General features: G+C 38.3%; 18 protein-coding genes. 14 read left to right on the top strand and 4 right to left on the bottom strand.

Annotated elements, in window-relative coordinates; all coding sequences use genetic code 11:
• Nucleotides 1-6 precede the first annotated feature (6 nt).
• The 10 genes from VYJ22_RS06055 (at nucleotide 7) to VYJ22_RS06010 (ending at nucleotide 12,743) form a co-directional block, all read left to right on the top strand.
• Entirely contained in the window at nucleotides 7-885 is an 879-nt protein-coding gene (locus VYJ22_RS06055) for a nucleoside phosphorylase (RefSeq protein WP_329903018.1), read from the top strand.
• 121 nt (nucleotides 886-1,006) lie between these two features.
• Nucleotides 1,007-2,731, top strand: coding sequence for a lysine--tRNA ligase (gene lysS, locus VYJ22_RS06050; RefSeq protein ID WP_329903017.1), 1,725 nt, complete (start codon nucleotides 1,007-1,009; stop codon nucleotides 2,729-2,731).
• A 60-nt stretch (nucleotides 2,732-2,791) separates the two neighbouring features.
• Nucleotides 2,792-3,796 carry an NAD(P)H-dependent glycerol-3-phosphate dehydrogenase gene (locus tag VYJ22_RS06045; protein ID WP_329903016.1) on the top strand — a complete coding sequence of 335 codons (1,005 nt, stop codon included), beginning with the start codon at nucleotides 2,792-2,794 and terminating at the stop codon, nucleotides 3,794-3,796.
• 20 nt (nucleotides 3,797-3,816) lie between these two features.
• On the top strand, nucleotides 3,817-5,163 hold the full coding sequence (locus VYJ22_RS06040; protein ID WP_329903014.1) for a glucose-6-phosphate isomerase: 1,347 nt from the start codon (nucleotides 3,817-3,819) through the stop codon (nucleotides 5,161-5,163).
• A gap of 37 nt (nucleotides 5,164-5,200) precedes the next feature.
• On the top strand, nucleotides 5,201-5,794 hold the full coding sequence (locus tag VYJ22_RS06035; protein WP_329903013.1) for a DUF4290 domain-containing protein: 594 nt from the start codon (nucleotides 5,201-5,203) through the stop codon (nucleotides 5,792-5,794).
• Nucleotides 5,795-5,851: 57 nt separating this feature from the next.
• Entirely contained in the window at nucleotides 5,852-7,159 is a 1,308-nt protein-coding gene (gene murA / locus VYJ22_RS06030; protein WP_329903012.1) for a UDP-N-acetylglucosamine 1-carboxyvinyltransferase, read from the top strand.
• Between the two features lie 2 nt (nucleotides 7,160-7,161).
• A complete protein-coding gene (gene rimM, locus VYJ22_RS06025; RefSeq protein ID WP_329903011.1) occupies nucleotides 7,162-7,698 on the top strand; it encodes a ribosome maturation factor RimM in 537 nt (178 codons plus the stop codon).
• Nucleotides 7,695-8,846: a 1-deoxy-D-xylulose-5-phosphate reductoisomerase gene (locus VYJ22_RS06020; RefSeq protein ID WP_329903009.1), complete on the top strand. Its 1,152-nt coding sequence runs from the start codon at nucleotides 7,695-7,697 to the stop codon at nucleotides 8,844-8,846. Before rimM ends, VYJ22_RS06020 begins: the two co-directional genes overlap by 4 nt.
• Nucleotides 8,847-8,862: 16 nt before the next feature.
• Nucleotides 8,863-10,185 carry an RIP metalloprotease RseP gene (gene rseP / locus VYJ22_RS06015; protein WP_329903007.1) on the top strand — a complete coding sequence of 441 codons (1,323 nt, stop codon included), beginning with the start codon at nucleotides 8,863-8,865 and terminating at the stop codon, nucleotides 10,183-10,185.
• Entirely contained in the window at nucleotides 10,185-12,743 is a 2,559-nt protein-coding gene (locus VYJ22_RS06010; protein WP_329903006.1) for an endonuclease MutS2, read from the top strand. Before rseP ends, VYJ22_RS06010 begins: the two co-directional genes overlap by 1 nt.
• A gap of 278 nt (nucleotides 12,744-13,021) precedes the next feature.
• On the opposite strand, the gene VYJ22_RS06005 is transcribed toward VYJ22_RS06010, so the two are convergent.
• Nucleotides 13,022-14,398, bottom strand: coding sequence for a FimB/Mfa2 family fimbrial subunit (locus VYJ22_RS06005; protein WP_329903004.1), 1,377 nt, complete (start codon nucleotides 14,396-14,398; stop codon nucleotides 13,022-13,024).
• Between the two features lie 939 nt (nucleotides 14,399-15,337).
• Between VYJ22_RS06005 and VYJ22_RS06000 the strand changes: the two genes are divergently transcribed.
• The 4 genes from VYJ22_RS06000 to nrdG all read left to right on the top strand — a co-directional run bounded on the left by VYJ22_RS06000 (nucleotide 15,338) and on the right by nrdG (nucleotide 21,957).
• Complete coding sequence (locus VYJ22_RS06000) at nucleotides 15,338-16,240, top strand: glycosyltransferase family protein (RefSeq protein WP_329903003.1); 903 nt, start codon at nucleotides 15,338-15,340, stop codon at nucleotides 16,238-16,240.
• 26 nt (nucleotides 16,241-16,266) lie between these two features.
• A complete protein-coding gene (locus VYJ22_RS05995) occupies nucleotides 16,267-18,315 on the top strand; it encodes a M13 family metallopeptidase (protein WP_329903002.1) in 2,049 nt (682 codons plus the stop codon).
• A gap of 713 nt (nucleotides 18,316-19,028) precedes the next feature.
• Nucleotides 19,029-21,437: an anaerobic ribonucleoside triphosphate reductase gene (locus tag VYJ22_RS05990; protein ID WP_329903001.1), complete on the top strand. Its 2,409-nt coding sequence runs from the start codon at nucleotides 19,029-19,031 to the stop codon at nucleotides 21,435-21,437.
• A gap of 37 nt (nucleotides 21,438-21,474) precedes the next feature.
• Nucleotides 21,475-21,957 carry an anaerobic ribonucleoside-triphosphate reductase activating protein gene (gene nrdG, locus VYJ22_RS05985; protein ID WP_329903000.1) on the top strand — a complete coding sequence of 161 codons (483 nt, stop codon included), beginning with the start codon at nucleotides 21,475-21,477 and terminating at the stop codon, nucleotides 21,955-21,957.
• A 346-nt stretch (nucleotides 21,958-22,303) separates the two neighbouring features.
• Here the strand turns inward: nrdG and rplT are convergent, their stop codons facing one another.
• The 3 genes from rplT to infC all read right to left on the bottom strand — a co-directional run bounded on the left by rplT (nucleotide 22,304) and on the right by infC (nucleotide 23,702).
• Complete coding sequence (gene rplT, locus VYJ22_RS05980; RefSeq protein WP_329902999.1) at nucleotides 22,304-22,648, bottom strand: 50S ribosomal protein L20; 345 nt, start codon at nucleotides 22,646-22,648, stop codon at nucleotides 22,304-22,306.
• Between the two features lie 109 nt (nucleotides 22,649-22,757).
• Nucleotides 22,758-22,955: a 50S ribosomal protein L35 gene (gene rpmI / locus VYJ22_RS05975; RefSeq protein WP_329902998.1), complete on the bottom strand. Its 198-nt coding sequence runs from the start codon at nucleotides 22,953-22,955 to the stop codon at nucleotides 22,758-22,760.
• Between the two features lie 111 nt (nucleotides 22,956-23,066).
• Nucleotides 23,067-23,702 carry a translation initiation factor IF-3 gene (infC, locus tag VYJ22_RS05970; protein ID WP_329902997.1) on the bottom strand — a complete coding sequence of 212 codons (636 nt, stop codon included), beginning with the start codon at nucleotides 23,700-23,702 and terminating at the stop codon, nucleotides 23,067-23,069.
• Nucleotides 23,703-23,760 lie beyond the last annotated feature (58 nt).

The raw sequence follows: 23,760 nt of genomic DNA, 5'->3' as shown, positions 1-23,760 counted from the left end.
CATATTATGGAAAATAAAAGAATTATACCACCATCAGAGCTCATAATAAATGAAGATGGATCAGTGTTTCATCTGCATATTAAACCGGAACAATTATCAGATAAGATTTTTTTGGTAGGAGATCCGAGCAGAGTAGATATGGTGGCTCAACGGTTTGACTCGATAGAATGCAACATCAGTAGCAGAGAGTTTCATACAATAACAGGTGTATACAAAGGCAAACGTATCACAGTGCTAAGCCACGGGATAGGCACAGACAATATTGATATTGTGATGAATGAGCTTGATGCTTTGGCCAATATTGACTTCAATACCCGAGAAGTAAAGGATGACTTCAAACAACTGACACTGGTACGTGTGGGTACTTCTGGAGGGTTACAAGAAGAATGTCCTATAGGCACTTATGTAGCCGCTGAAAGAAGTATTGGTTTTGACGGAGTACTTTATTTTTATGCTCACAGCGGACGCGTAAGAGATGAAAAGTTTGAGGAAGCATTGCTGGAACAACTGGATTGGAAAATAGAGGGTCTCAAACCTTATGTGGTAAAATCGGACAACTCACTCATTGAACAAATAACACAAAATGATATACTACGAGGCAATACCATAGCTGCTAATGGGTTCTATGGTCCGCAAGGGCGTCAATTGCGCTTAGCTCTCAGAGACCCCAAGCTCAATCAAAAGATTGAGAGCTTCAATTTTGAAGACAAACACATCACTAACTATGAAATGGAAAGCTCATCGCTTGCAGGTCTATCAGCCCTTATGGGACATAGAGCTATGACAGTGTGTTGTATCATCGCAGGAAGGAGAGCTGAAAATATGAATACCAATTATAAAGGTAGCATTGAGGGTCTTATTGATTTAGTGCTCGAACGCATTTAGTATTTTGACTAATTAAAACTATCTTTGTGTAAATTTATAGCTTAGGGAAAGCTTGTATTGTATATGGATCCGAACTTTTTATCATATCATACAAGCTTTCATTCATATCGAATATATAAAGATGAATATTTTAGAACTTAGTGAACAGGAGATAATAAGAAGGCAGAGCCTCGAAGAATTGAAAGCTATTGGGATCAACCCGTATCCGGCTGAAGAATACCCAGTTACAGCTTATTCAAAAGAAATTTTAGACACATTCAAAGATGATGCGCCCCAAAGGGAAGTAAGCATCGCAGGGCGTGTTATGGGTAAACGAATCATGGGTAAAGCTTCTTTTCTTGAACTCCAGGACTCTGAAGGGCGTGTCCAGATATATGTGACTCGTGACGACATCTGCCCGGGAGAAGATAAGACCCTGTATAACACCGTTCTGAAAAAACTACTTGATATTGGTGATTTCATTGGAATTAAAGGCTTTGTATTTAGAACCCAGATGGGTGAAATATCAGTCCATGCGCAAGAATTTACATTCCTATCCAAAAGCTTGAAACCCCTTCCGGTGGTCAAAGTAAAAGATGGAGTGGTATATGATGCTTTCAGCGATGCAGAAATGCGCTATCGCCAAAGATATGTAGACCTGGTAGTAAACGACCATATAAAAGATATATTCTTAAAAAGAACTAAGATATTCAATGCTATGCGTAACTTCTTTAATGAAAGAGGTTACATAGAAGTAGATACTCCGGTATTGCAGCCTATCCCCGGTGGAGCTGCAGCTCGTCCATTTATTACCCATCACAATGCATTGGACATGCCGTTGTATCTCCGTATTGCAAATGAGCTTTACCTCAAAAGACTTATAGTAGGCGGATTTGAAGGAGTATACGAATTCAGCAGAAACTTCCGCAATGAGGGCATGGACAGGACTCACAATCCTGAGTTTACAGCCATGGAAATATACGTTTCTTACAAGGATTACAATTGGATGATGAGTTTTACCGAACAAATGCTGGAACATATATGCATGGAGGTCCTCGGAACAACCAAAGTAAAAGTAGGAGATAAAGAAATAGACTTTAAAGCGCCCTACAAGCGAGTTACAATGATTGATGCCATAAAGGAGAATACCGGTATTGACATCAGTAACATGAATGAAGATGAATTGCGTGAAGTATGTAAAAAGCTCAATATAGAAGCAGATGAGACAATGGGTAAAGGAAAGCTCATTGATGAAATCTTCGGAGAAAAATGTGAAGGTACTTACATACAACCTACATTTATCACAGATTATCCCAAGTCGATGTCTCCACTTACTAAAGAACATAGGAATAATCCGGAATTGACAGAACGTTTCGAGCTCATGGTCAATGGTAAGGAAATTGCTAATGCATACTCTGAGCTAAATGACCCTCTGGATCAGCGTGATAGATTTGAAGAACAACTTAAATTATCTGAGAAAGGTGACGATGAAGCGATGTATATTGATCAGGACTTCCTCAGATCTCTTGAATACGGCATGCCACCCACAAGCGGTATGGGTATAGGGATGGATAGACTAGTGATGTTAATTACAGGTCAAGAAAGTATACAGGAAGTGCTTCTATTCCCTCAAATGAGACCGGAAAAAGTATTGCCTAAAGATAGTAAAGAGGTATTTGCACAAAAGGGTGTACCTGAAGAATGGGTACCTGTATTGCATAAAGCAGGATACCTTACCGTGGAAGATATGCTCAAAGAAAAAGATAAACCGGGGAGATTATTGCAATCTTTGATGGATCTAAAAAAGAAATATAAATTAGATATAGAATCTCTCAATCTTGATATTGTAAGCAATTGGCTGAACTAATCATAGCTATTAATGATTTTATGATAAAGTCAATTGTAATATTTAAATCGAAATGTTTTGATGAATGAGGTTGGTAATATCGGCATTTTGGGAGGGGGCAGTTGGGCAACTGCCCTAGCGAAGATTGTACTAAAATCTGAGCCTAAAATTAATTGGCTATTGCGTACATCAAAGCAAATTGACGAAATAAAAAAGACCGGAAGAAATTCCAAATATCTCCCGGGAGCAGAATTTGACACTTCTAAAATCAAGTTTTTCTCAGATTCTGATATTAATTCTTTTTTCAGGGCAAGTGACACTGTCATATTAGCCGTGCCCTCTCCGTTTATAAAACAATTCCTCAAACGGGTAAGAACTTCGAGTACAAAAAGTAAGCTTTTCATCAATGCAATTAAAGGTATTGTACCGGATGAGAATCTACTTGTATCTGACTATTTGCAGGATATAATGGATGTGCCCATGGATATGATCGGGGTGGTATCAGGCCCGTGCCATGCGGAGGAAGTGGCGAAAGAAAGAATGTCTTACCTCACTGTAGGGTGTTTCGATATCAATAAAGCGAGCATAGTAGCAAGTACCCTCTCTAATGACTTTGTAAGATGCGCTATCAGCAAAGATGTTGTAGGTATCGAGTATGCATCAGTATTGAAGAATATATATGCTATTGCTGCAGGTATTTGTAATGGATTGAGTTATGGCGACAACTTTCAGTCTGTATTAATATCAAATGCTATATCTGAAATGAATAGTTTTGTCAACACTGTACACCTCTTGGGTAGAGATATTACAGAATCTGTATATCTCGGAGATTTATTAGTTACCGCATACTCCAATTATAGTCGCAACAGAACTTTTGGCAACATGATCGGCAAAGGTTATAGTGTCAAAGCGGCGCAGATGGAAATGGCAATGATCGCAGAAGGTTACTATGGAGCCAATTGTATACGGGAATTAAATAAAAGATATCAAGTAAATATGCCGATAATGAGTACAGTATATGAGATACTGTATGAAAAAGCACCTGCTAAAGAAGCAATACTGAAACTAGCGCAAAATTTTAAATAAATTATACAAAGAATATTATTATGAATAATATTAAATTAGATTTAAAAGGAATATTATCTTTTGTATCTCAAGAAGAAATCAATGCTTGGGAAAACAAGAGCAAGCAATATATGGAGTACCTTCACAAAGGTACCGGGGCGGGCAATGATTACATCGGGTGGTTGAATTTACCGGCTGAAATATCAGACCATGATTTTGACAAAATCGAGTCAGTAGCACAAACTCTAAGATCGGAATGCGACTATGTTATAAGTATAGGTATAGGCGGAAGCTATTTGGGAGCAAGAGCAGTTATCGAAGCAATGAGCAATAGCTTTGAGGCATATTACCCCACACATAAAAATCCGATTATCCTTTTTGCAGGTCATAATATTGGAGAAGATTATTTGTCCGAGATGCTCTCCTTCTTGAAAGATAAAAGATTTGGTATCATCAACATTTCTAAATCAGGAACTACTACTGAGCCCGCTATTGCATTTAGACTGCTCAAAGAACTACTTGAGAAAAATGTAGGTAAGGCGAAAGCTAAAGAGCTTATTGTAGCAATAACTGATGAAAAGAAAGGAGCATTGAGAACATTGGCGGATAGTGAAGGCTACCAAACTTTCATCATCCCTGATAATGTAGGAGGGCGTTTCTCCGTACTTACTCCTGTAGGATTATTACCCATAGCTGTTGCAGGCTTCAACATAAAAGAATTGGTAAAAGGAGCAAAAGATATGTCTGGATTTGTAGGAGAAGATGTAGACTTCGCCCATAATATGTCAGCTCAATATGCTGCAGCCAGGAATACACTTTATCAAAATGGAAAGAAGATTGAAATTTTGGGTAATTTCCATCCTAAACTTCATTACATAGGCGAATGGTGGAAACAGCTTTTTGGCGAAAGTGAAGGAAAAGATCACAAAGGAATCTTCAATGCAGCCGTTGATTTTACCACAGATCTCCACTCTATGGGGCAATGGATACAAGAAGGTGAGAGAAATATTTTCGAAACTATCATTTCCATAGAAACCCCCGATAATGAACTTCATATCCCAACTGACGAGCAGAACCTTGATGGACTGAATTATCTATCGGGGAAAAGAGTGGACGAAGTGAACAAGATGGCTGAACTGGGGACTCAAATGGCTCATATTGATGGTGGTGTCCCTAATATCAAGGTCTCACTACCACAATTAAATGAATATTATATCGGACAGCTGTTTTACTTCTTCGAAAAAGCAGTTGGGTTAAGTGGATATATGCTTGAAGTGAACCCATTTAACCAACCTGGCGTAGAAGCATATAAAGGTAATATGTTTGCCTTGCTGGAGAAACCGGGGTATGAAAAAGAAACTGAAGAAATAAAAAAGAAACTTCAGTAATCAATAAATTTTGAATCATCAATATTAATTGTGAGTAATGAAATATAATAGTAAAATGAAACCATTGGCATTACCTGAATATGGACGTAATGTCCAAAATATGGTAGATCATTGTCTGGCTATCGAGGACAGGGATGAAAGAAACATTTGTGCACGGACGATTATCAAGACAATGAAAGGAATGACGCCCGAACTCAAGGACAATAACCAATCTGATAAAATATATTGGGATCATTTGGCTATTATGTCGGATTTTAATTTAGATGTCGACTTCCCCGAAAATACTATCACAAAAGAGAAACTTATCAGAAAACCATCCAAGATAGAATATCCTAACCATAAGATAACTTACAGATATTACGGTAATCTTATTGATGAACTAATAGAGAAAGCATGTAATATGGAAGAAGGTGAGGAACGTAACGCCCTATCTGAGCTTATTGCAAAGCAAATGAAACGGTCATACATGGCATGGAACAAAGATAATATTGATGATTCAAAAATTTTCAGTGATCTATATGATATGTCTAAAGGTAAAATTCACCTGAATATTGACAATTGTAAATTGACGATTCCCAATACCCCTGAAAAAAGGGATAATAAGCGTATCAAAAAATACAAAAGAAAATAGCTTATGTATCCTTAATTAGACTATACATATAAAACCCTCAATAAACACACACATAATATGTCATCATATGTAATTGAAGGAGGTTATAGCTTAAAAGGAACTATCGAACCTCAGGGAGCCAAAAACGAAGCTCTCCAAATTGTAGCAGCGACATTACTTACTTCCGAGAAAGTAACCATAAACAATGTTCCCGACATCTTGGATGTAAACAATCTGATTGAGTTGTTGAGAAATATGGGGGTGAAAGTAACCAAAGAGTCTAAAGGGGTATTTACATTCCAAGCTGATAATATTGATATAGATTATCTAAAATCAGATCAATACCGGCAAAAAAGTATGGCTCTGAGAGGTTCTGTTCTTACTTTAGGTCCGCTGATTTCAAGATTTGGATTCGCTATTTTTCCTAAACCCGGCGGTGATAAGATAGGACGCAGAAGAGTAGATACACATCTTATCGGCGTACAGGCATTAGGAGCAGAATGTCAATATAACCCTTCCATAAAATCCTATGAAATAAAAAGCGACAAACTCAAAGGAGCTTATATTTTATTAGATGAAGCATCAGTTACCGGTACAGCCAATGTGCTTATGGCTGCTGTGCTTGCCGAAGGAGAAACCACAATTTATAACGCAGCCTGCGAACCTTACTTACAACAATTATGCAAACTCCTTATTGAAATGGGAGCGAAGATTGATGGAGTGGGTTCTAATCTGCTGAAAATTCAAGGAGTGAAGGAACTTCACGGTGCTGAACATCGTCTTCTGCCTGATATGATTGAAGTGGGAAGCTTCATCGGTATGGCTGCAATGACAAAGTCTGAAATTACAATAAAAAATGTAAGTATACCTAATCTGGGTATCATACCCGCATCCTTCCAGCGTTTAGGAATTACTATAGAGCAAAGAAATGATGATCTATTTATCCCTAAACATGATGGATATGAGATCGAAACATTTATAGATGGATCCATAATGACTATAGCAGATGCTCCATGGCCGGGACTCACACCAGACCTTCTGAGTGTTTTTTTAGTTGTTGCCACTAAAGCCAAAGGAAGTGTCCTGATACATCAAAAAATGTTTGAGAGCAGGCTGTTCTTTGTCGACAAGCTCATCGATATGGGTGCACAGATTATTCTATGTGATCCACATCGTGCCACAGTTATCGGATTGGACAAAAGATATAACCTAAGAGCAGCTGAGATGATCTCACCGGATATACGGGCAGGTATCGCATTGCTTATTGCAGCAATGAGTGCCAAAGGGACAAGCATTATACACAACATTGAACAAATCGATAGAGGATATGAAAATATTCATGAACGACTCAATGCATTGGGTGCAAGAATTTCAAGACTTTCTTAAACATGATCGATAAGAATCAATTTGATTTAATTGGGAAACTCTCCAAGCCACATGGAATTTCAGGCGAAATTAATGCAAAGCTATCTGTAGATTTATCCCCTCTTTTGGAGGATAAAGAAAACTCTTCAGTATTTCTAATGGTTGAATTCAACAATTTATTAGTTCCTTTCAGACTTTTGGGATACCGTGACAAAGGCGAGGAATTAGCGTTGCTCAAGTTCAAAGATATTGATACCAAAGAGCAAGCCATGGAGCTTGTGGGCCTATCGGTATATCTGAGCAAAACATATCTTGATAGTGAAGAGGAAGGTGTAGTAAAAGATCTTCAATTTTTCGTAGGGTTTGATCTCTTTGATGAAGACAAAAGAATAGGTAAGATTATAGATATTGATGACTCTACTCTCAACACTCTAGCACTGATAGCCACACCTTCGGGAGAAGAAGTCATGGTGCCCTTTGCTGAAGAACTCATCAAAGATATAGATTTGAAGTCTCGAAAAATGAACTTAACTATCCCTTCCGGATTATTAGACTTATGAAAAAGAATATTGCTATTTTAGGGTCGACCGGCTCTATAGGAACTCAAACGTTAGACATTATTAAGGACAATCGGGATCAGCTCAGGGTCTATGCTATTACAGCTAATAATAACTATAAACTCCTCATAGAGCAAGCCATAGAATTCGAGCCTGAAATAGTTGTTATCGCAAACGAAAAGCATTATTCTATTGTCAAAGACGCCCTTCAGTCAAAGCCGATCAAAGTATGGGCGGGCAACCAAGCTATAGCAGACGCTGCCACTATGGCCGATGTGCACATTGTTATTACGGCAATGGTGGGATATTCCGGTCTTATACCGACACTGAAAGCAATCGAAGCCGGCAAAGTAATAGGTTTGGCAAATAAAGAAAGCCTAGTCGTAGCAGGTGAGCTGATTATTCAAAAGGCAATTGAGTTCAAATCTGCTATTATACCGGTGGACTCTGAACACTCTGCTATTTTCCAATGCTTGATGGGCGAGGTGCAAAACCCCGAAAAGATTATACTCACAGCTTCCGGAGGACCATTTAGAGCTTTTGATAGGCAGGCTCTTGAAACAGTAACGGTGGCACAGGCTCTAAAACACCCTAATTGGGATATGGGAGCCAAAGTAACTATTGATTCAGCATCATTGATGAATAAAGGCTTTGAGATGATCGAGGCCAAATGGCTTTTTGATATGCAACCTCATCAGATAGATGTTCTGATACATCCGCAGAGCATTATTCACTCTATGGTACAGTTTCATGATGGTTCTATTAAGGCGCAATTGGGCATCCCCGACATGAGACTCCCCATAAGCTATGCCTTGGGGCTTACTCATAGAATTCCCAATCAATATCCAAGGCTCGATTTTACGCAATATCAATTTACATTCGAAAAGCCCGATACCGAAAGGTTCCCTAATCTTAGATTTGCATTTGAATGTATTGACAAGGGTGGCAATCAGCCTTGTGCACTAAACGCAGCTAATGAAGTAGCGGTAAAAGCTTTTTTAGAAGAAAAGCTTTCCTTTAGGAAGATGAGTGACCTCATTGACCGTTGTCTTCAAATAAACACATTTATAACTCATCCGTCATTAGAAGATTATATTGAAACTGATCGTGTAATACGCCAAAGCGCAATAGAAATGATAGATAAAATTTAAATCATATATTTAATTAATGAGTCCGTTCTTCAGTTTAACAATACAGCTACTTGCTTCACTAAGCATTTTAGTCTTCATACACGAATTAGGGCATTTTCTTTTTGCTCGTAAATTCAAAGTAAGAGTTGAGAAATTTTATCTTTTCTTTGACCCTTGGTTTAGTCTTTTTAAATATAAGCCCAGAGGCAGCGATACAGAATATGGTATAGGTTGGCTTCCTTTAGGTGGATATTGTAAGATATCGGGAATGATTGATGAGTCTTTGGACACTGATCAGATGGCAAGCGAACCACAACCTTATGAATTTAGGAGTAAGCCTGCGTGGCAAAGACTCCTTATCATGTTTGCCGGAGTCCTTTTCAATGCTATTCTTGCCATATTTATTTATACAGGTATTAGCTTGGCATGGGGTAAAATACAGCTACCCTCCGAAAACATACATTCAGGGATGGCTTTTTCTGATGTAGCCAAAGATATCGGCTTTCAAGACAATGATATTATCATTGCCGTAGACGGCCAAAAAGAAGATGCGCTGGACAGAGGATTTATGCGCAAAATCATCCAAGCACAGGATGTAGAGGTTCTCAGAAATGGTCAGAAAGTTACTATTGATATACCATCAGACATGATGGAACGCTTGCTTCGCACCAATAATGGGCTTATGAGCATACAGTTTCCTCTGGTAATAGATAGTGTGATGAAAACAGGAGGAGCATCCCAAGCGCAACTGCTCCCGGGTGATAGTCTTGTAGCTATTGATAGTACTTCTGTGCCTGATGTAAGAGATGCATTAACCAAAATGAATTCACTCCGAGGAAATGAGTCCGTATTTACCTTTGCTCGCAATGGAGAACTTTTTACGACTCCCGTAAAAATAGACACAGCAGGGCACATAGGCATAGTCATGAAAAGAGTAACAGATGTATATAAAACCAATCATATATCTTACAACATATTCAATGCCATACCAGCCGGTATAGACCAGGGCATGGGAACAATGAAAAGCTACGTGGGAGATATGAAATATGTTTTTACCAAAGAAGGAGCGAAACAAATGGGAGGCTTTGGTACGATAGGCAAATTGTTCCCTTACCCATTCAATTGGCATGACTTCTGGAGCATAACCGCATTCCTCTCAATTATCCTGGCCGTTATGAATCTCCTTCCTATTCCGGGATTGGATGGTGGACATATCATGTTCTTGTTCATTGAAATGATTTCAGGACGTAAGGTAAGCCAGAAAATATTAGTAACGGCTCAAGTGATAGGCATGCTCCTATTATTTGCCTTAGTATTGTATGCCAATGGCAATGATCTATTCAGATATTTAATCAAATAATGCTTCGCTTAGAAACATATCCCTCTAACTTTGAAAATAAAGTAGGGTTTGATGAAGTAAGACATATATTGAAATCTTATGCGTCAAGCAGCATCGGCAAAGAATATGCCGATCAGATGGGTGCTACTACCGAGTTTGCAGAAGTGGACCGTCTTCTCTCAGAAGTTGTAGAGATGATGGATATCAAACAACATGCCTCAGAATTCCCTTCTCTCTTGATCGCTGATAAAAGAGAATCGCTCAATAGCCTTCGTCCTCAAGGAGCTTATCTTGAAGAAAAAGAATTATTGGATATAGCGGATACTCTCGCTGTAGCCAATGCATTGGATGTATTCTTTCATAGCAATAATGCCCCGGGTGAAGATGCACAACACCTATACCCTCATCTGAAATTGATCGCTGATGAATGTCCTGCCTATCCCAAAATTGAGTCTAATATCAGATCTCTTTTTGATATTACAGGCAAAATCAAAGACAATGCTTCCAAAGAGCTTTATAGAATAAGAAAAGAGCTCAACCAACTGGAAAAAAGCCTTTCGGGATCCATTCACAGGATTATCCGCGAAGCCAAAAAGGAGGGTTGGGTAGAAGGAGATGTCAATCCAAGCATTCGCGACGGTAGATTAGTAATTCCTATAGCTCCTGCTCATAAAAGAAAAATCAAGGGGATCATTCACGACGAGTCTACCACAGGGAAGACTGTTTACATAGAACCTGCCGAAATAGTAGAAGCCAATAACAGAATTACTGAACTGGAAACGGAAGAACGTAAAGAAATCATCCGCATCCTTATTGAGGTGGCCAATAAAATAAGACCTCATATTCAGGAACTCATCTTTCTGTTTCTTATCATTGGGAAATTTGATTTCATTATGGCTAAAGCTTGTTTTGCCATAGAACACGGAGCGATCAAACCGATATTGCACAAAAAACCAACAATCCAATGGTATCAAGCCAAACATCCACTTCTACTACGTACACTGAAACTGCATCAGAGAGATATTGTTCCTTTAGACATAGAGTTACTTTATCCCGACAGCCGTATTCTGATCATATCAGGGCCCAATGCCGGTGGGAAATCTGTATGTCTCAAAACAGTGGGAATTTTGCAATATATGCTACAGTGCGGTATGCCCATTCCTGTAAGCAATTACTCCCATGCAGGTATTTTCGGGCATCTTTTTATTGATATAGGGGATGAGCAAAGTATTGAGGACGATCTAAGCACCTACAGTTCTCATCTTCGAAACATGAAGTATTTTACCCGTAATTGCAATTCACATTCATTACTCCTTATAGATGAGTTCGGAGGCGGCACTGAACCTCAGATAGGCGGCGCCATAGCACAAGCATTATTGAGAAAATTCAATGACAACAAATCTTTCGGAGTCATCACTACACACTACCAAAATATTAAAAATTATGCTGAAGACACCTTAGGCCTTATCAATGGAGCTATGTTGTATGACAGGCATGAGATGAAACCTCTGTTCAAGTTGGCTATAGGACGTCCGGGCAGCTCTTTTGCCATAGAAATAGCTCGTAAGACAGGTATTCCCGAAGACGTTATTGACGAAGCGACTTCCATTGTAGGTACTGACTATATCGATATGGACAAATATCTGCAAGATATTGTGCGTGACAAAAGATATTGGGAAACTAAAAGACTCAGCATAAGAAAAGAAGAAAAGAGACTGGTCGAAGAGGTAGAGTTATACAAAGACAATCTTGAGAAGATAGAAAAAGAGCGGAAGAAAATCATTGTAGAAGCCAAAAAGGAAGCACTACAAATCATCTCAGATTCAGGCAAGATGGTAGAGCGTACCATACGAGAAATCAAGGAAGCGGAAGCTGAGAAAGAAAAAACAAAAAAAATCCGTGCTTCTTTAGATAATTACAAGAAGACATTGGAAGATGTAAAAGATTCCGTTTCTGAGGAAAAAGATAAACTCAAACGAGAACTTGAAAAAATAAAAAGAAGGCAAGAAAGAAAAAAGGAGAAGCAAGAAAATAATCGAAACAACCCGGCTAAAACTTCGACTACTCGAACAGGTTCATCTGAACAAAAAACGGATAAACAAGAATTCAAGGTTGGTGATCATGTAAAGATAAAAAGTCAAAAAGCCATTGGGTCCATCTTGGAAATCAAAGCAAATGGATCTGCCGTTATAGCTTTGGGCATGATCAAAACTACTATTGAGACAGACAGGCTGGTACATGCTTCAGGACAAGAGATCAAAAGTATCAAATCAGATATCCGTACTACTCATCCAAACCATAATGCTATCATTGATCAAATTCATGAGAAAAGGCTTAATTTCAAACAAGATATAGATGTGAGAGGAATGAGGGCAAGTGAAGGAGTACAAGCTATTTCTTATTTTATTGATGAAGCTGTACAATTAGGGATCAATAGAGTCAGAATTTTACATGGAACAGGTACCGGAGCTCTCAAAATATCAATTCGGGAATATCTAGCAAGCCTAGCTGTCGTAAAGCATTTCCAGGATGAGCACGTGCAGTTTGGCGGAGCAGGCATCACTATCGTAGATCTATAAGTATTGATCTCTTCTCCCACTCTCAATCAAATGATAGTGAAAATATAGCTACTTTACTACTTAGTCTCCCTTTAAAAATCATATTTCAGCAAAACGATTCTGATGGTTAGTGTTTCGCTGAAATAAGCTTTTTTAAGGGGCGACTATTTATCATGAAAATCTGCAAGTTTGTGCACCTAAAGATACAACAACATGTAGATTCACAAGAGGATTTATGATATTATATTATTGATAATCAGCGCATAGATAAAGACGTTTAAGAGTAAACTGTGTAAAATTTACAACGATACTTTTTGTTTTATTATTTTACTCTCAGATAGGGAAATTCCAGTTTTCACTCCTTTTGATTGTATCGGCTCCAAAGCCATCTCTTTCATATTAAAATTAGGAAATTCAGCTAATCCCCTTTTTGTGATCCGTTCTATTTGTATCTGATATTCATGATTTCGTACTGTTCCCAGGATCACATTTCCGGTATCGTCATTTCTGTAATGTTCGATATATACAATGTAATAGTTGATCCCTTGGTGATAATATTGTATTCCTCCCACGTCAAAGCTCTTGGTAAAGAGTTTATTGCTTTCTGATAGCTTTTCTATTGCTCTTTGTAATGCAATACTTTGATTTGATTTATTGGATATCACGGATCTAAACTCCGCCAGTGTATAATATTTATCATTGAAACATACCCAGCTCTTTTCATGACTAACAAAATTTAAACTATTAGGCAGATATTTTACTCTTATTATTACATGAGGGCACAATCCTTTTAGGTATGCAGATTTATCTATAGTTGTTTCTTTTACATATACTCCTATTTCATTATATATAAGAGGATCTTGAGCCTCTTTGACAACCAACCATAAGACTTTGTCATTATCGTCACTGTAACAAGAGATTTTTTCCATCAAGGCACTCTTATCTGCCAAAAGCGATCCTGTATAAAGCGAAGTCTCCGGATAGATCACTTGTGATCCCTCTTTGGATATCATCTGTTTGCCTTTTATCAGTCTTGAGCCTTTAGCCATACTGTTTATGGCGAACCAAAAAGTTTGTGTGTCAATGGTACCATTTTCAACCAAAGGTTTACCCGTGACGATTACGCGGCAGATATTGGGCTCTAATGAAACCTCAATAGGAATATTACTCTTCTCACTATCAATTGTTATGTCAATCAAACCATCTTTATTGAGCATACTTGCTACTTTACTCTTTTTTGTATTGTTATCCTCAAAGCTGATTGTTTTATATATTGAGCAGGGATAATCTATAGAGAGACTGTCAATATGGCTCAAGGCATGAGCCTTTACATGCTCGGAAGAATTCCCTACGACAAGAAGCTTATATTTCCCATTTTTCAAATCCAAATCTATATCATAGATATTTTTACCGGAAGTAGCTTTGAACGACTTTTGATAGCAAAAATCTCCGGATTGGTCGTAGAAATAAAGAGTGTACTCTTTCACCAATGCCATCGGATCTGCTTGCATACCCCGCAGTGTAATGCCCGGTTTATGGATCTTCAGCGTAATAACTTTTTGAGTTTTAGGGGACGAATTTGATCCCGGATGTGTGTTATAACGATCTACATCTGATGTGCATCTTGAGGTAATAAATATAATCAACAATGCACCAACTAAATTTGTGTATTTCATAAAATATTTATTGGTTAAAATCGGTCAAATTTAAGAACATATAATTATTTTACCAAGAGATATTTAATGCTTTACCCATAAAGCGGTTTTTCTTGTGACTGCAAAATACTTAGTTGTCATCGGTGAGTTAAGGATTGCTCAGTATAAGGGAGCCATGGATATTCATTTTATAGCTGACAATCCCCTACCTTAATCGTTTTGCTAATAAGATGTAGTTTGACCCGGCTGTGTAGAAAGAAGTCTAACCTATGCTTACCGCATTTAAAACACTTTTATATATGCCTCCTGAAATTTATACATGATCAATTAGGCCCTCTATCTTGTCCTTAAAATCAATACTTGAAGGATATATAACTTCATTTTTTCATCTCTTTGCAGTTATAATCCAGAGATAAATTGCTTGAAGTTGAGGATATAAAATTCTATTATGATAGGTCTGTTGTCCGTGTACGATAAATCGATTGTCCGTGTACGATAAGTCTGTCGTCCGTGTACGATAAATCGATTGTCCGTATACGATAGGTCAGTCGCCCGTATATGATAGTTGAATTTGTTCCCATCTAAGAATACTATCAGTGGGCAGAAAATCAATTTATCGTTATGCATATCTAGGGCTGCTTTAGACCGCATATTTGAAAATTGAAACCCGTTGAATAGAAACGCATATGTAACCAGGTAAATTTCAAATATCATCCTAGATTTTAATGGGACAGCAATGTAGCAAAACGATAAATCAATGGCCTCATATAAGAGTTTAATAACACTCTATTTTTCATTTCCTGTAGAATACAAATGATTCTAAAAGATGCGATGATAAGAAGTCTTGACAGAATAATAGATGCTGTAACCAAAAATAATTAACTTTGTGTGATATGTATTCATATCAGATTAGACATTGGTAACAATACAAAATATCAAATAAAAATCTCATTATTCAAAATGAAACCAACTCTTTATGTATTAGCTGCAGGTATGGGCAGTCGTTATGGAAGTTTGAAACAGCTTGACGGACTGGGTCCTTCCGGTGAAACTATTATGGACTACTCCATCTACGATGCTATTCGCGCAGGATTCGGTAAACTGGTGTTTGTAATCAGGCGCTCTTTTGAAAAAGACTTTCGAGAGAAAATTGTATCTAAATATAAAGATAAGATCCCGGTAGAGGTCGTTTATCAGGACATGGACAATCTCCCCGAAGGCTTTACATGCCCTGAAAACAGAGAAAAACCTTGGGGTACCAATCATGCCGTAATGATGGCAGCCGGAACAATAAAAGAACCATTTGCCGTCATCAATGCCGATGACTTCTATGGCCGTAGCAGTTTTGAAATATTGGCTAAAAAGCTCAAAGAACTCAACGGACACCACGGTGAGTATTGCATGATAGGATATCATGTAGGCAACACCTTGAGTGAGAGTGGATCTGTAGCTCGTGGGGTTTGTGAAGTAAATGACAAAAACTTCCTAACAAGTGTTGTGGAACGTACAGCCATTGAACGCAAGAATGGCCATATTTGCTTTAAAGATGAAAACGGAGAAGAAAAATGTATCGAAGACAACACCCCGGTATCTATGAATATGTGGGGATTCACTCCGGATTATTTTGCTTTCTCAGATGAATATTTCAAAGAATTCCTCAAAAATCATATCAATGAAAAGAAAAGTGAATTCTTTATCCCCCTCGTTGTAAACCAACTTATCCAAGAAGGAAAAGCAACGTGCGAAGTACTCGATACTCCTGCCCAATGGTTTGGGGTTACTTATGCTGCTGACAGAGAAAGTGTAGTAGCAAAGATCAACAAATTAGTGGAAGCCGGAGAATACCCCAACAAGTTATTCTAATACCTCAAACTAATTTTAATTTATTTATGAAGAAAATCTCAATTTTAACTCCCGCATTGATAGGAGCTCTTGTACTTACATCATGCGGAGGGGAAAAGACATCAGAAAAGATGCACAAAGTACCCGCAATTGATCTGACGGCTTTAGATACTACAGCACGTCCCCAAGATGATTTCTATCAGTATTGCAATGGTAACTGGATGAAAAATAATCCTCTAAAGCCAGAGTATAGTCGATTCGGATCATTTGACTTGCTACGTGATAGCGCACAAGAAAGAATACACTCTATTGTAGAAGAGCTATCAGCCAAAGAATCAAAAAAAGGCTCGAACGAATATAGAGTGGGTACGTTGTATCGTCAGGCGATGGATAGTGCTCAACGCAACAAGCTAGGTGTAGAACCAATCAAGCCTGAGCTACAAGAAATACAGGATTTGAAAACAAAAGAGGATATTATAAAATATGCCTCAAAAAAGGATAAGATGTATGGAAGTGCTTTGTTTACATCTTATGTCTCAGCTGACCTTGTAAACAGCGATATGAATGTTTTCAATTTGGCACAAACAGGGCTTGGACTAGGGAGCAAAGACTATTATGTGGAAAATACCCCTGAAATGAAGTCTATACGTGAAGGCTATGTCAAATATGTTCAAAAGATAGCACAGTTGGCTGGATACGATGCTTCTGCTATAGATAGAATTGCTAAAAATAATTTGAAAGTCGAAACAGAGTTGGCACAAATTTCTTACAGCAGTACAGAGCTTAGAGACACGTACAAAAACTACCACATGCTGAAGGTGAAGAAGTTCGTTGACGAAAACAAGGGCTTTGACTGGAAAGGGTATTTTGAAGGTAGAGATCTAGGCTCATTGGATAGTATGAACGTAAGCCAACTTGACTACTTTACGAAATTCGATAAATGGTTTGCTAAGGCTAATATCGAAGAGATAAAAGATTGGATGGTTGCTCAAGAAATCAACGACGCAGCTTCTGCTTTGAGCGATGATTTCCAAAAAGCACAATTTGAATTCTTTGGAAAAAAACTGAGCGGTAAAATGGAGATGAAGGCTCGCTGGAAAAGATCTGTTGATGTTGTAGACGGATTATTACCTGAAGCCTTGGGTGAAATATATGTAAAAAAATATTTCCCCAAAGAAGCTAAAGACAAAATGCTCAAATTGGTGAAAAATCTCCAAACAGCACTCGGGGAGCGCATCAAAGGTCTTTCGTGGATGGGTAGCGAAACCAAACAGAAAGCATTGGAGAAGCTCAATAGCTTTGTTATTAAAATAGGCTATCCTGATAAATGGAAAGATTATAGTAAACTCGAGATAGACGAAAACAAGTCTTACTACGAAAACCTATTATCAGCCAGAAGTTTTGAACACCAAGATAATATGAGCCGTCTAGGAAAAAAGGTTGATCGTACAGAGTGGCAAATGGCTCCTCAGACTGTAAATGCATATTATAACCCCACAACCAACGAAATATGCTTCCCAGCAGGTATATTGCAACCTCCATTCTTCAATATGGATGCTGATGATGCAGTCAATTATGGTGCTATAGGTGTAGTTATCGGTCACGAAATGACTCACGGATTTGATGACCAAGGTCGTAACTTCGACAAAAACGGGAATCTCAATGACTGGTGGACAGAGGACGATAGTAAAAAATTCAATGAAGCAAGTAAGAAATTAGCTGATCAGTACAGTGAAATATTGGTTGCTGATGGCGTACATGCCAATGGAGAGCTTACTTTAGGTGAAAACATTGCCGATCAAGGTGGACTCCTTATTTCTTATATGGCATTCAAAAATGCATCCAAAGATACAAAGGCTGATCCTATCGACGGATTTACTCCTGATCAACGTTTCTTTATTGCATATGCTCGTCTTTGGGGGCAAAATATCAGACCGGAAGAAATCCTTCGTCTGACCAAGATGGATGTACATAGCTTAGGTAAATGGAGAGTAAATCAGGCTCTGAAAAATATAGATCCTTTCTATGAAGCTTTCAGCATCAAGCCTGAAGACAAAATGTACTTAGCTCCTGAAAAACGTGTAGTAGTATGGTAAAAGCTACATGCGTCTGATATCAGGACTGAAGTAAAGCTTAACTAAATAATCCCCTGTAGTACTTATAATGTATTATAGGGGATTATCTTTTTTACAAACTAAAATGAGCTCAAAAGAGACTGCTGCAAAAGTCAACAGTCTCGTGGATTTTGGAGGCAAAACCGACAAAAGACACTTTGACCGGGCAGAGAGGGTAAAGTGCAAGGCGCTAAGAGTGAGTGCACAGGGAGTTTACTTCCGGTAAATGACCAAGTGCGAATCTCGCAAGCAACGAAGCAATTTGCCTGCTATGCAACGGTCTCCAAAAAGGATAGCAGACAATATATATTCATTACATATCTATTTTTTCAAATTATTAACATAAAAAGAGAGCCGTTAATTATGAATTCTAATCAAAAAAAACTATTTTAGACAAATAGAAAGTAGGCTGAAAATTTAATTGAAAAACGTAAAAACATCAGTAAAAATCGACAAAATTGAAAGACAATAAGTTAGGTCGGTGATGAAAAATTATCTTAAAAAACAACAGTTTCTTGATAGTTTTTGAGGGTCAAATGATGATTTTTTTTATCTAACTTTGCTTCAAGGCTAAGCAAAATAAAGCATTTTGAATATCTGCTTACAAGGAATAATCAATGTAACTCTAATGAAGGAAGGCATCGCACAAGTCTTTTTAATAGAACAATTTAAAAACAATTAAACAATAGATAATCATGCAAGACGTAGAACTATATATCATCAAGCGTGACGGAAGCCGTCAGCCATTCAACGGAGATAAGATACGACAAGCGATCATTAAGGCTTTCCGTGCCGGCGGCGTGCAAGAGGACTCCAAAAGATTAGAGCAAATTATACAATCAATACAATATAATGTAATGATAGCTCAGGATGCAACTTTGGCTGTAGAAGAAGTACAAGATCTTGTGGAACGTGAGCTGATGAACTATAATACGTACATTGCAAAGAAATATATTATCTATCGTGAATGGAGGAATGTAGAGCGTGATAAGAGGACATCACTCAAGCATACTATGGACGGCATAGTATCCATCGAAAAAAATGATGTCAATCTCGGCAATGCTAATATGAGCGCTCATACTCCTGCAGGTCAAATGATGACTTTTGCTTCTGAAGTAACCAAAGATTATACAACTAAGTATCTTCTACCTCTTACTTACAGCAGAGCTCATAAGCACGGAGATATTCATATACATGATTTGGACTACTACCCCACAAAAACGACGACTTGTGTACAATATGACCTTGAAGATATTTTTGAAAGAGGATTCAAGACTAAAAACGGCAGCATACGCACGCCTCAGAATATTCAAAGCTATGCCACGCTGGCTACGATAGTATTCCAAACCAATCAGAATGAGCAACACGGAGGACAAGCTATCCCTGCTTTTGACTTCTTTATGGCGCCGGGGGTCAGAAAAACATTTATAAAACATCTGACAGAACGTTTGGCCTTTATTTTGGAACTGCAAAACGGTCTCAAAGCACCATCTACAGAACAACAAACCCTATTGAAAGAAACTGTTCGCACCATAGAGCCAAAGCTTATGGATTCGGATGAGGAAGCCCATAGGATAAACGAAGAACTAAATAAAGCGGGGTTTAACTTCTCCCAAGAAGATGTCAGAGCCGCATTGAGGCATTCATACGCCAACACTTCTAAAGATACACACCAAGCTATGGAGGGCTTCATACACAACTTGAATACAATGCATTCAAGAGGAGGCAATCAGGTAGTCTTTAGTTCTATTAATTATGGTACAGATACGAGTCTGGAAGGACGTATGCTCATCAGAGAGTTACTGAAAGCAACAGAAGAAGGGCTTGGAAAAGGTGAGGTGCCTATCTTTCCTATCCAAATTTTCAAGGTAAAAGAAGGTATAAATTATTGTGATGCGGACTATGAGAAAGCAATGGAAGATTTCGATGCGGCACTTAAAGGCGACATTGTGTTCGAGACTCCCAACTTCGACCTCCTTATAGAATCATGCCGCACTACAGCAAAAGCACTTTTCCCAAATTTTGTATTTCTTGACACCCAATATAATATAAATGAAAAATGGAGAGCAGATGACCCTAAGCGTTACCTCTATGAGATAGCAACTATGGGTTGTCGCACCAGAGTATTTGAAAACCTTAATGGCGAAAAAAGCTCTGTAGGAAGAGGTAATCTTTCGTTCACTTCTATGAACATGCCGCGTATAGCCATACAAGCTCGTAGGGAAACAGAAGAAATGTATCCTGATGCTGACAAGCACAAAATACAAAAGGAAGCCCGTATCATGTTCTTAGAAGGAGTGCGTAGAATGTCCACTTTAATTGCTGATCAACTCTATGACAGATACCAATATCAACGCACAGCCTTAGCAAGACAGTTCCCCTTTATGATGGGTAACGACGTTTGGAAAGGTGGAGCTAAACTCTCTATGCAAGATGAAGTGGGAGACGTAATCAATAGTGGGACACTCGGTATCGGATTCATTGGGGGGCACAATGCTATGGTAGCTCTTTACGGAGAAGGGCATGGGCACAATGATCTGGCATGGCAAACTCTCTATGATGCCATTATGGTGATCAATGATGTAGTGGAAGAGTACAAACGCAAGTATCATCTCAACTATTCGGTTTTAGCGACTCCTGCTGAAGGTCTCTCAGGCAGATTCACAAAGATCGATCGTAAGAAATACGGTATTATCCCGGGGGTTACAGACAAAGATTATTATGTAAACTCATTCCATGTCGATGTACAAGAAAATATTGGGATGTTCGAAAAAATCAAACGTGAAGCACCTTTCCATGCTATCACACGTGGAGGCCATATTACTTATGTAGAACTTGATGGTGAAGCCAAAAAGAATGTTTCAGTAATTCTAAAAATTGTACGTACAATGAAAGAAGCAGAGATAGGCTATGGCTCCATTAACCACCCTGTAGATACTTGTCAAAATTGTGGATACAAAGGAGTAATCTACGATAAATGTCCTGTATGCAAGAGTGATCAGATAGCACGTCTCAGACGTATTACGGGATATCTTACAGGAAGTCTTGATAGCTGGAACAGTGCCAAGCAAGCTGAAGAGCATGACAGAGTAAAACACCACTAATTGCCAATTTACAGAATTAAGAAAGGGATATCACAGGGTGAATCTTTTGAATATATATCGCGAGACTATCATTGATGGTCCGGGGTTACGCTATTCTATTTACCTTTCAGGATGTAGGCATGCATGCAAAGGCTGTCATAACCCCGAAAGTTGGAATCCGCTTGCAGGTATTCCCCTGACTGATTTTATGATTGAGCAAATCATTGATGAGATCAATGCTAACCCCTTGCTTGACGGTATTACAATTTCCGGAGGAGATCCCTTTTATAATCCAAGTGAACTGACTGAGTTACTCAGAAACCTTAAATCTCAATGCAAATTAAAAATTTGGTGCTACACAGGATATACCATAGAAGAGATAATGCAAGATAAAAACCTATCTGAGCCGTTGCAATATATAGATACATTGATCGATGGTCCATACATTTCAGAGCTCTATGACCCCACTCTTCTATGGAGAGGAAGTAACAATCAAAGAATCATCAGAATAAAAGATGGTAAACCCGTAGGAAAGTATTAGAACTATTAGGAGTGTTACAGATAAATTTGCAAATCAAAAAATAGGCTAATTGATATAAAGATTAGCCTTAAGATACTATCCCAAAAGTGTGCAAGACTCAAGAATGTTATCTTAGATTTTTGGACAAAAAAAGAATAACAATATGAAACTTACACAGGAGCAATTTAAGGGAATCATTTCAGATTTGATTATTTGAGTAAAACGTTTGATGGAATTGATAGTAAAGGTCTGTATCGGGGATCTTCACTCTCTTTATCAAGTTTCATATATATTAATACAAATAAAAAACGAGACAAAGTAGTAACACATTGTCCCGCTCTTTTATATTTTATCGAAATAAGGTATATTATTTTACCTTAGCAACGATAGCTTTGAATGCTTCAGGATGATTCATAGCAAGGTCAGCAAGGACCTTACGGTTGATTTCAATACCATTGGCATGCAACGCTCCCATAAGACGAGAATAAGACATTCCTTCAAGACGTGCAGCAGCATTGATACGCTGAATCCACAACGCACGGAAGTTACGTTTTTTGTTCTTACGGTCACGGTAAGCATAAGTAAGACCTTTTTCCCAAGTATTCTTGGCTACGGTCCAAACGTTCTTGCGAGCACCATAATACCCGCGAGTAAGCTTCAAAATTCTTTTTCTCTTGGCTCTTGAAGCGACGTGATTTACTGATCTTGGCATAATACTAATTGTTTTTGATAGGCAGCGGTCGAAGAAGTTGTACGACTCTTTTTATTGGCTGACCTCTCTGTTACTTAAAATCCTAATTGTTAGCGTCTCTTTAAAAGTCTTACTTCAAGCAAAGAAGTTCCTTAACATTTGTTTCATCCACTTTATTCACTGTAGTGAAATAAGTAAGATTACGCTTCTGCTTTTTAGTCTTCTTTGTTAGGATGTGACTCTTAAAAGCGTGCTTACGTTTGATTTTACCTGATCCGGTAAGAGTAAATCTCTTTTTAGCACCGGAATTAGTCTTCAATTTAGGCATTTTTCCAAAAATTAATTATTAAAACTCATATATCAACCCCCTTACGCAGCCTTATGCGCGGGAGTGCTGATTCATTAATAAAAGTGATAGTTTTCTGACTTAGAGTGTCGATTACTCTGGAATTTCTTCACTTTTGACCTCAACAGCTGATTGTGGTGCAGTCTTTTTATCTACTTTACCGTCATGCTTGGCGACAGGTTTCTTGGGGATTGGGGGAGCTACTTTTTTGGGAGCTATCATGATGGTCATGCGTTTTCCTTCCAATACAGGCATACTCTCTACCCTTCCATACTCTTCCAAGTCATTGGCAAATCTAAGCAAAAGAACTTCTCCTTGATCTTTGAACAAGATGGAGCGTCCTCTAAAGAAAACATATGCTTTCACTTTAGAGCCCTCTTCCAAGAAGCCTACAGCATGCTTGAGTTTAAAGTTATAGTCGTGATCGTCAGTTTGAGGACCAAAACGTATCTCCTTAACCACAACCTTCACGGACTTGGCTTTTTGCTCTTTCTGCCTTTTCTTTTGCTGATAAATAAATTTTTGATAATCTATAATCTTACAAACCGGAGGAGTAGCATTGGGAGATATTTCCACCAAATCCATACTTCGCTCTTGTGCCATACGGCGAGCGTCTTGAATAGAATACACACCCTGTTCAACATCATCTCCTACAAGGCGAACTTCACGGGCACGAATACTTTCATTCGTTTTGTATTGATACTTCAACTGGTTGTTGTCTACTGCCATTCAGTCTTTTTTTTGGGGATTTCCCCGTTTGTCTGTTTTATAAATTATCTATAATTAA

Source organism: Porphyromonas pogonae, from assembly GCF_036320655.1.
GTDB lineage: Bacteria > Bacteroidota > Bacteroidia > Bacteroidales > Porphyromonadaceae > Porphyromonas > Porphyromonas pogonae.
This window is presented reverse-complemented; position numbering and strand designations above follow the sequence as displayed.

Excerpts from the sequence above, each read along its gene's own strand:
- VYJ22_RS05995 (WP_329903002.1), top strand. The coding sequence starts at position 16,267 with ATGAAGAAAATCTCAATTTTAACTCCCGCATTGATAGGAGCTCTTGTA.
- VYJ22_RS06045 (WP_329903016.1), top strand. The coding sequence starts at position 2,792 with ATGAATGAGGTTGGTAATATCGGCATTTTGGGAGGGGGCAGTTGGGCA.
- rseP (WP_329903007.1), top strand. The coding sequence starts at position 8,863 with ATGAGTCCGTTCTTCAGTTTAACAATACAGCTACTTGCTTCACTAAGC.
- VYJ22_RS06035 (WP_329903013.1), top strand. The coding sequence starts at position 5,201 with ATGAAATATAATAGTAAAATGAAACCATTGGCATTACCTGAATATGGA.
- rimM (WP_329903011.1), top strand. The coding sequence starts at position 7,162 with ATGATCGATAAGAATCAATTTGATTTAATTGGGAAACTCTCCAAGCCA.
- VYJ22_RS06020 (WP_329903009.1), top strand. The coding sequence starts at position 7,695 with ATGAAAAAGAATATTGCTATTTTAGGGTCGACCGGCTCTATAGGAACT.
- VYJ22_RS06040 (WP_329903014.1), top strand. The coding sequence starts at position 3,817 with ATGAATAATATTAAATTAGATTTAAAAGGAATATTATCTTTTGTATCT.
- infC (WP_329902997.1), bottom strand. The coding sequence starts at position 23,702 with ATGGCAGTAGACAACAACCAGTTGAAGTATCAATACAAAACGAATGAA.
- VYJ22_RS05990 (WP_329903001.1), top strand. The coding sequence starts at position 19,029 with ATGCAAGACGTAGAACTATATATCATCAAGCGTGACGGAAGCCGTCAG.
- VYJ22_RS06000 (WP_329903003.1), top strand. The coding sequence starts at position 15,338 with ATGAAACCAACTCTTTATGTATTAGCTGCAGGTATGGGCAGTCGTTAT.
- rplT (WP_329902999.1), bottom strand. The coding sequence starts at position 22,648 with ATGCCAAGATCAGTAAATCACGTCGCTTCAAGAGCCAAGAGAAAAAGA.
- murA (WP_329903012.1), top strand. The coding sequence starts at position 5,852 with ATGTCATCATATGTAATTGAAGGAGGTTATAGCTTAAAAGGAACTATC.
- rpmI (WP_329902998.1), bottom strand. The coding sequence starts at position 22,955 with ATGCCTAAATTGAAGACTAATTCCGGTGCTAAAAAGAGATTTACTCTT.
- VYJ22_RS06005 (WP_329903004.1), bottom strand. The coding sequence starts at position 14,398 with ATGAAATACACAAATTTAGTTGGTGCATTGTTGATTATATTTATTACC.
- lysS (WP_329903017.1), top strand. The coding sequence starts at position 1,007 with ATGAATATTTTAGAACTTAGTGAACAGGAGATAATAAGAAGGCAGAGC.
- VYJ22_RS06010 (WP_329903006.1), top strand. The coding sequence starts at position 10,185 with ATGCTTCGCTTAGAAACATATCCCTCTAACTTTGAAAATAAAGTAGGG.
- VYJ22_RS06055 (WP_329903018.1), top strand. The coding sequence starts at position 7 with ATGGAAAATAAAAGAATTATACCACCATCAGAGCTCATAATAAATGAA.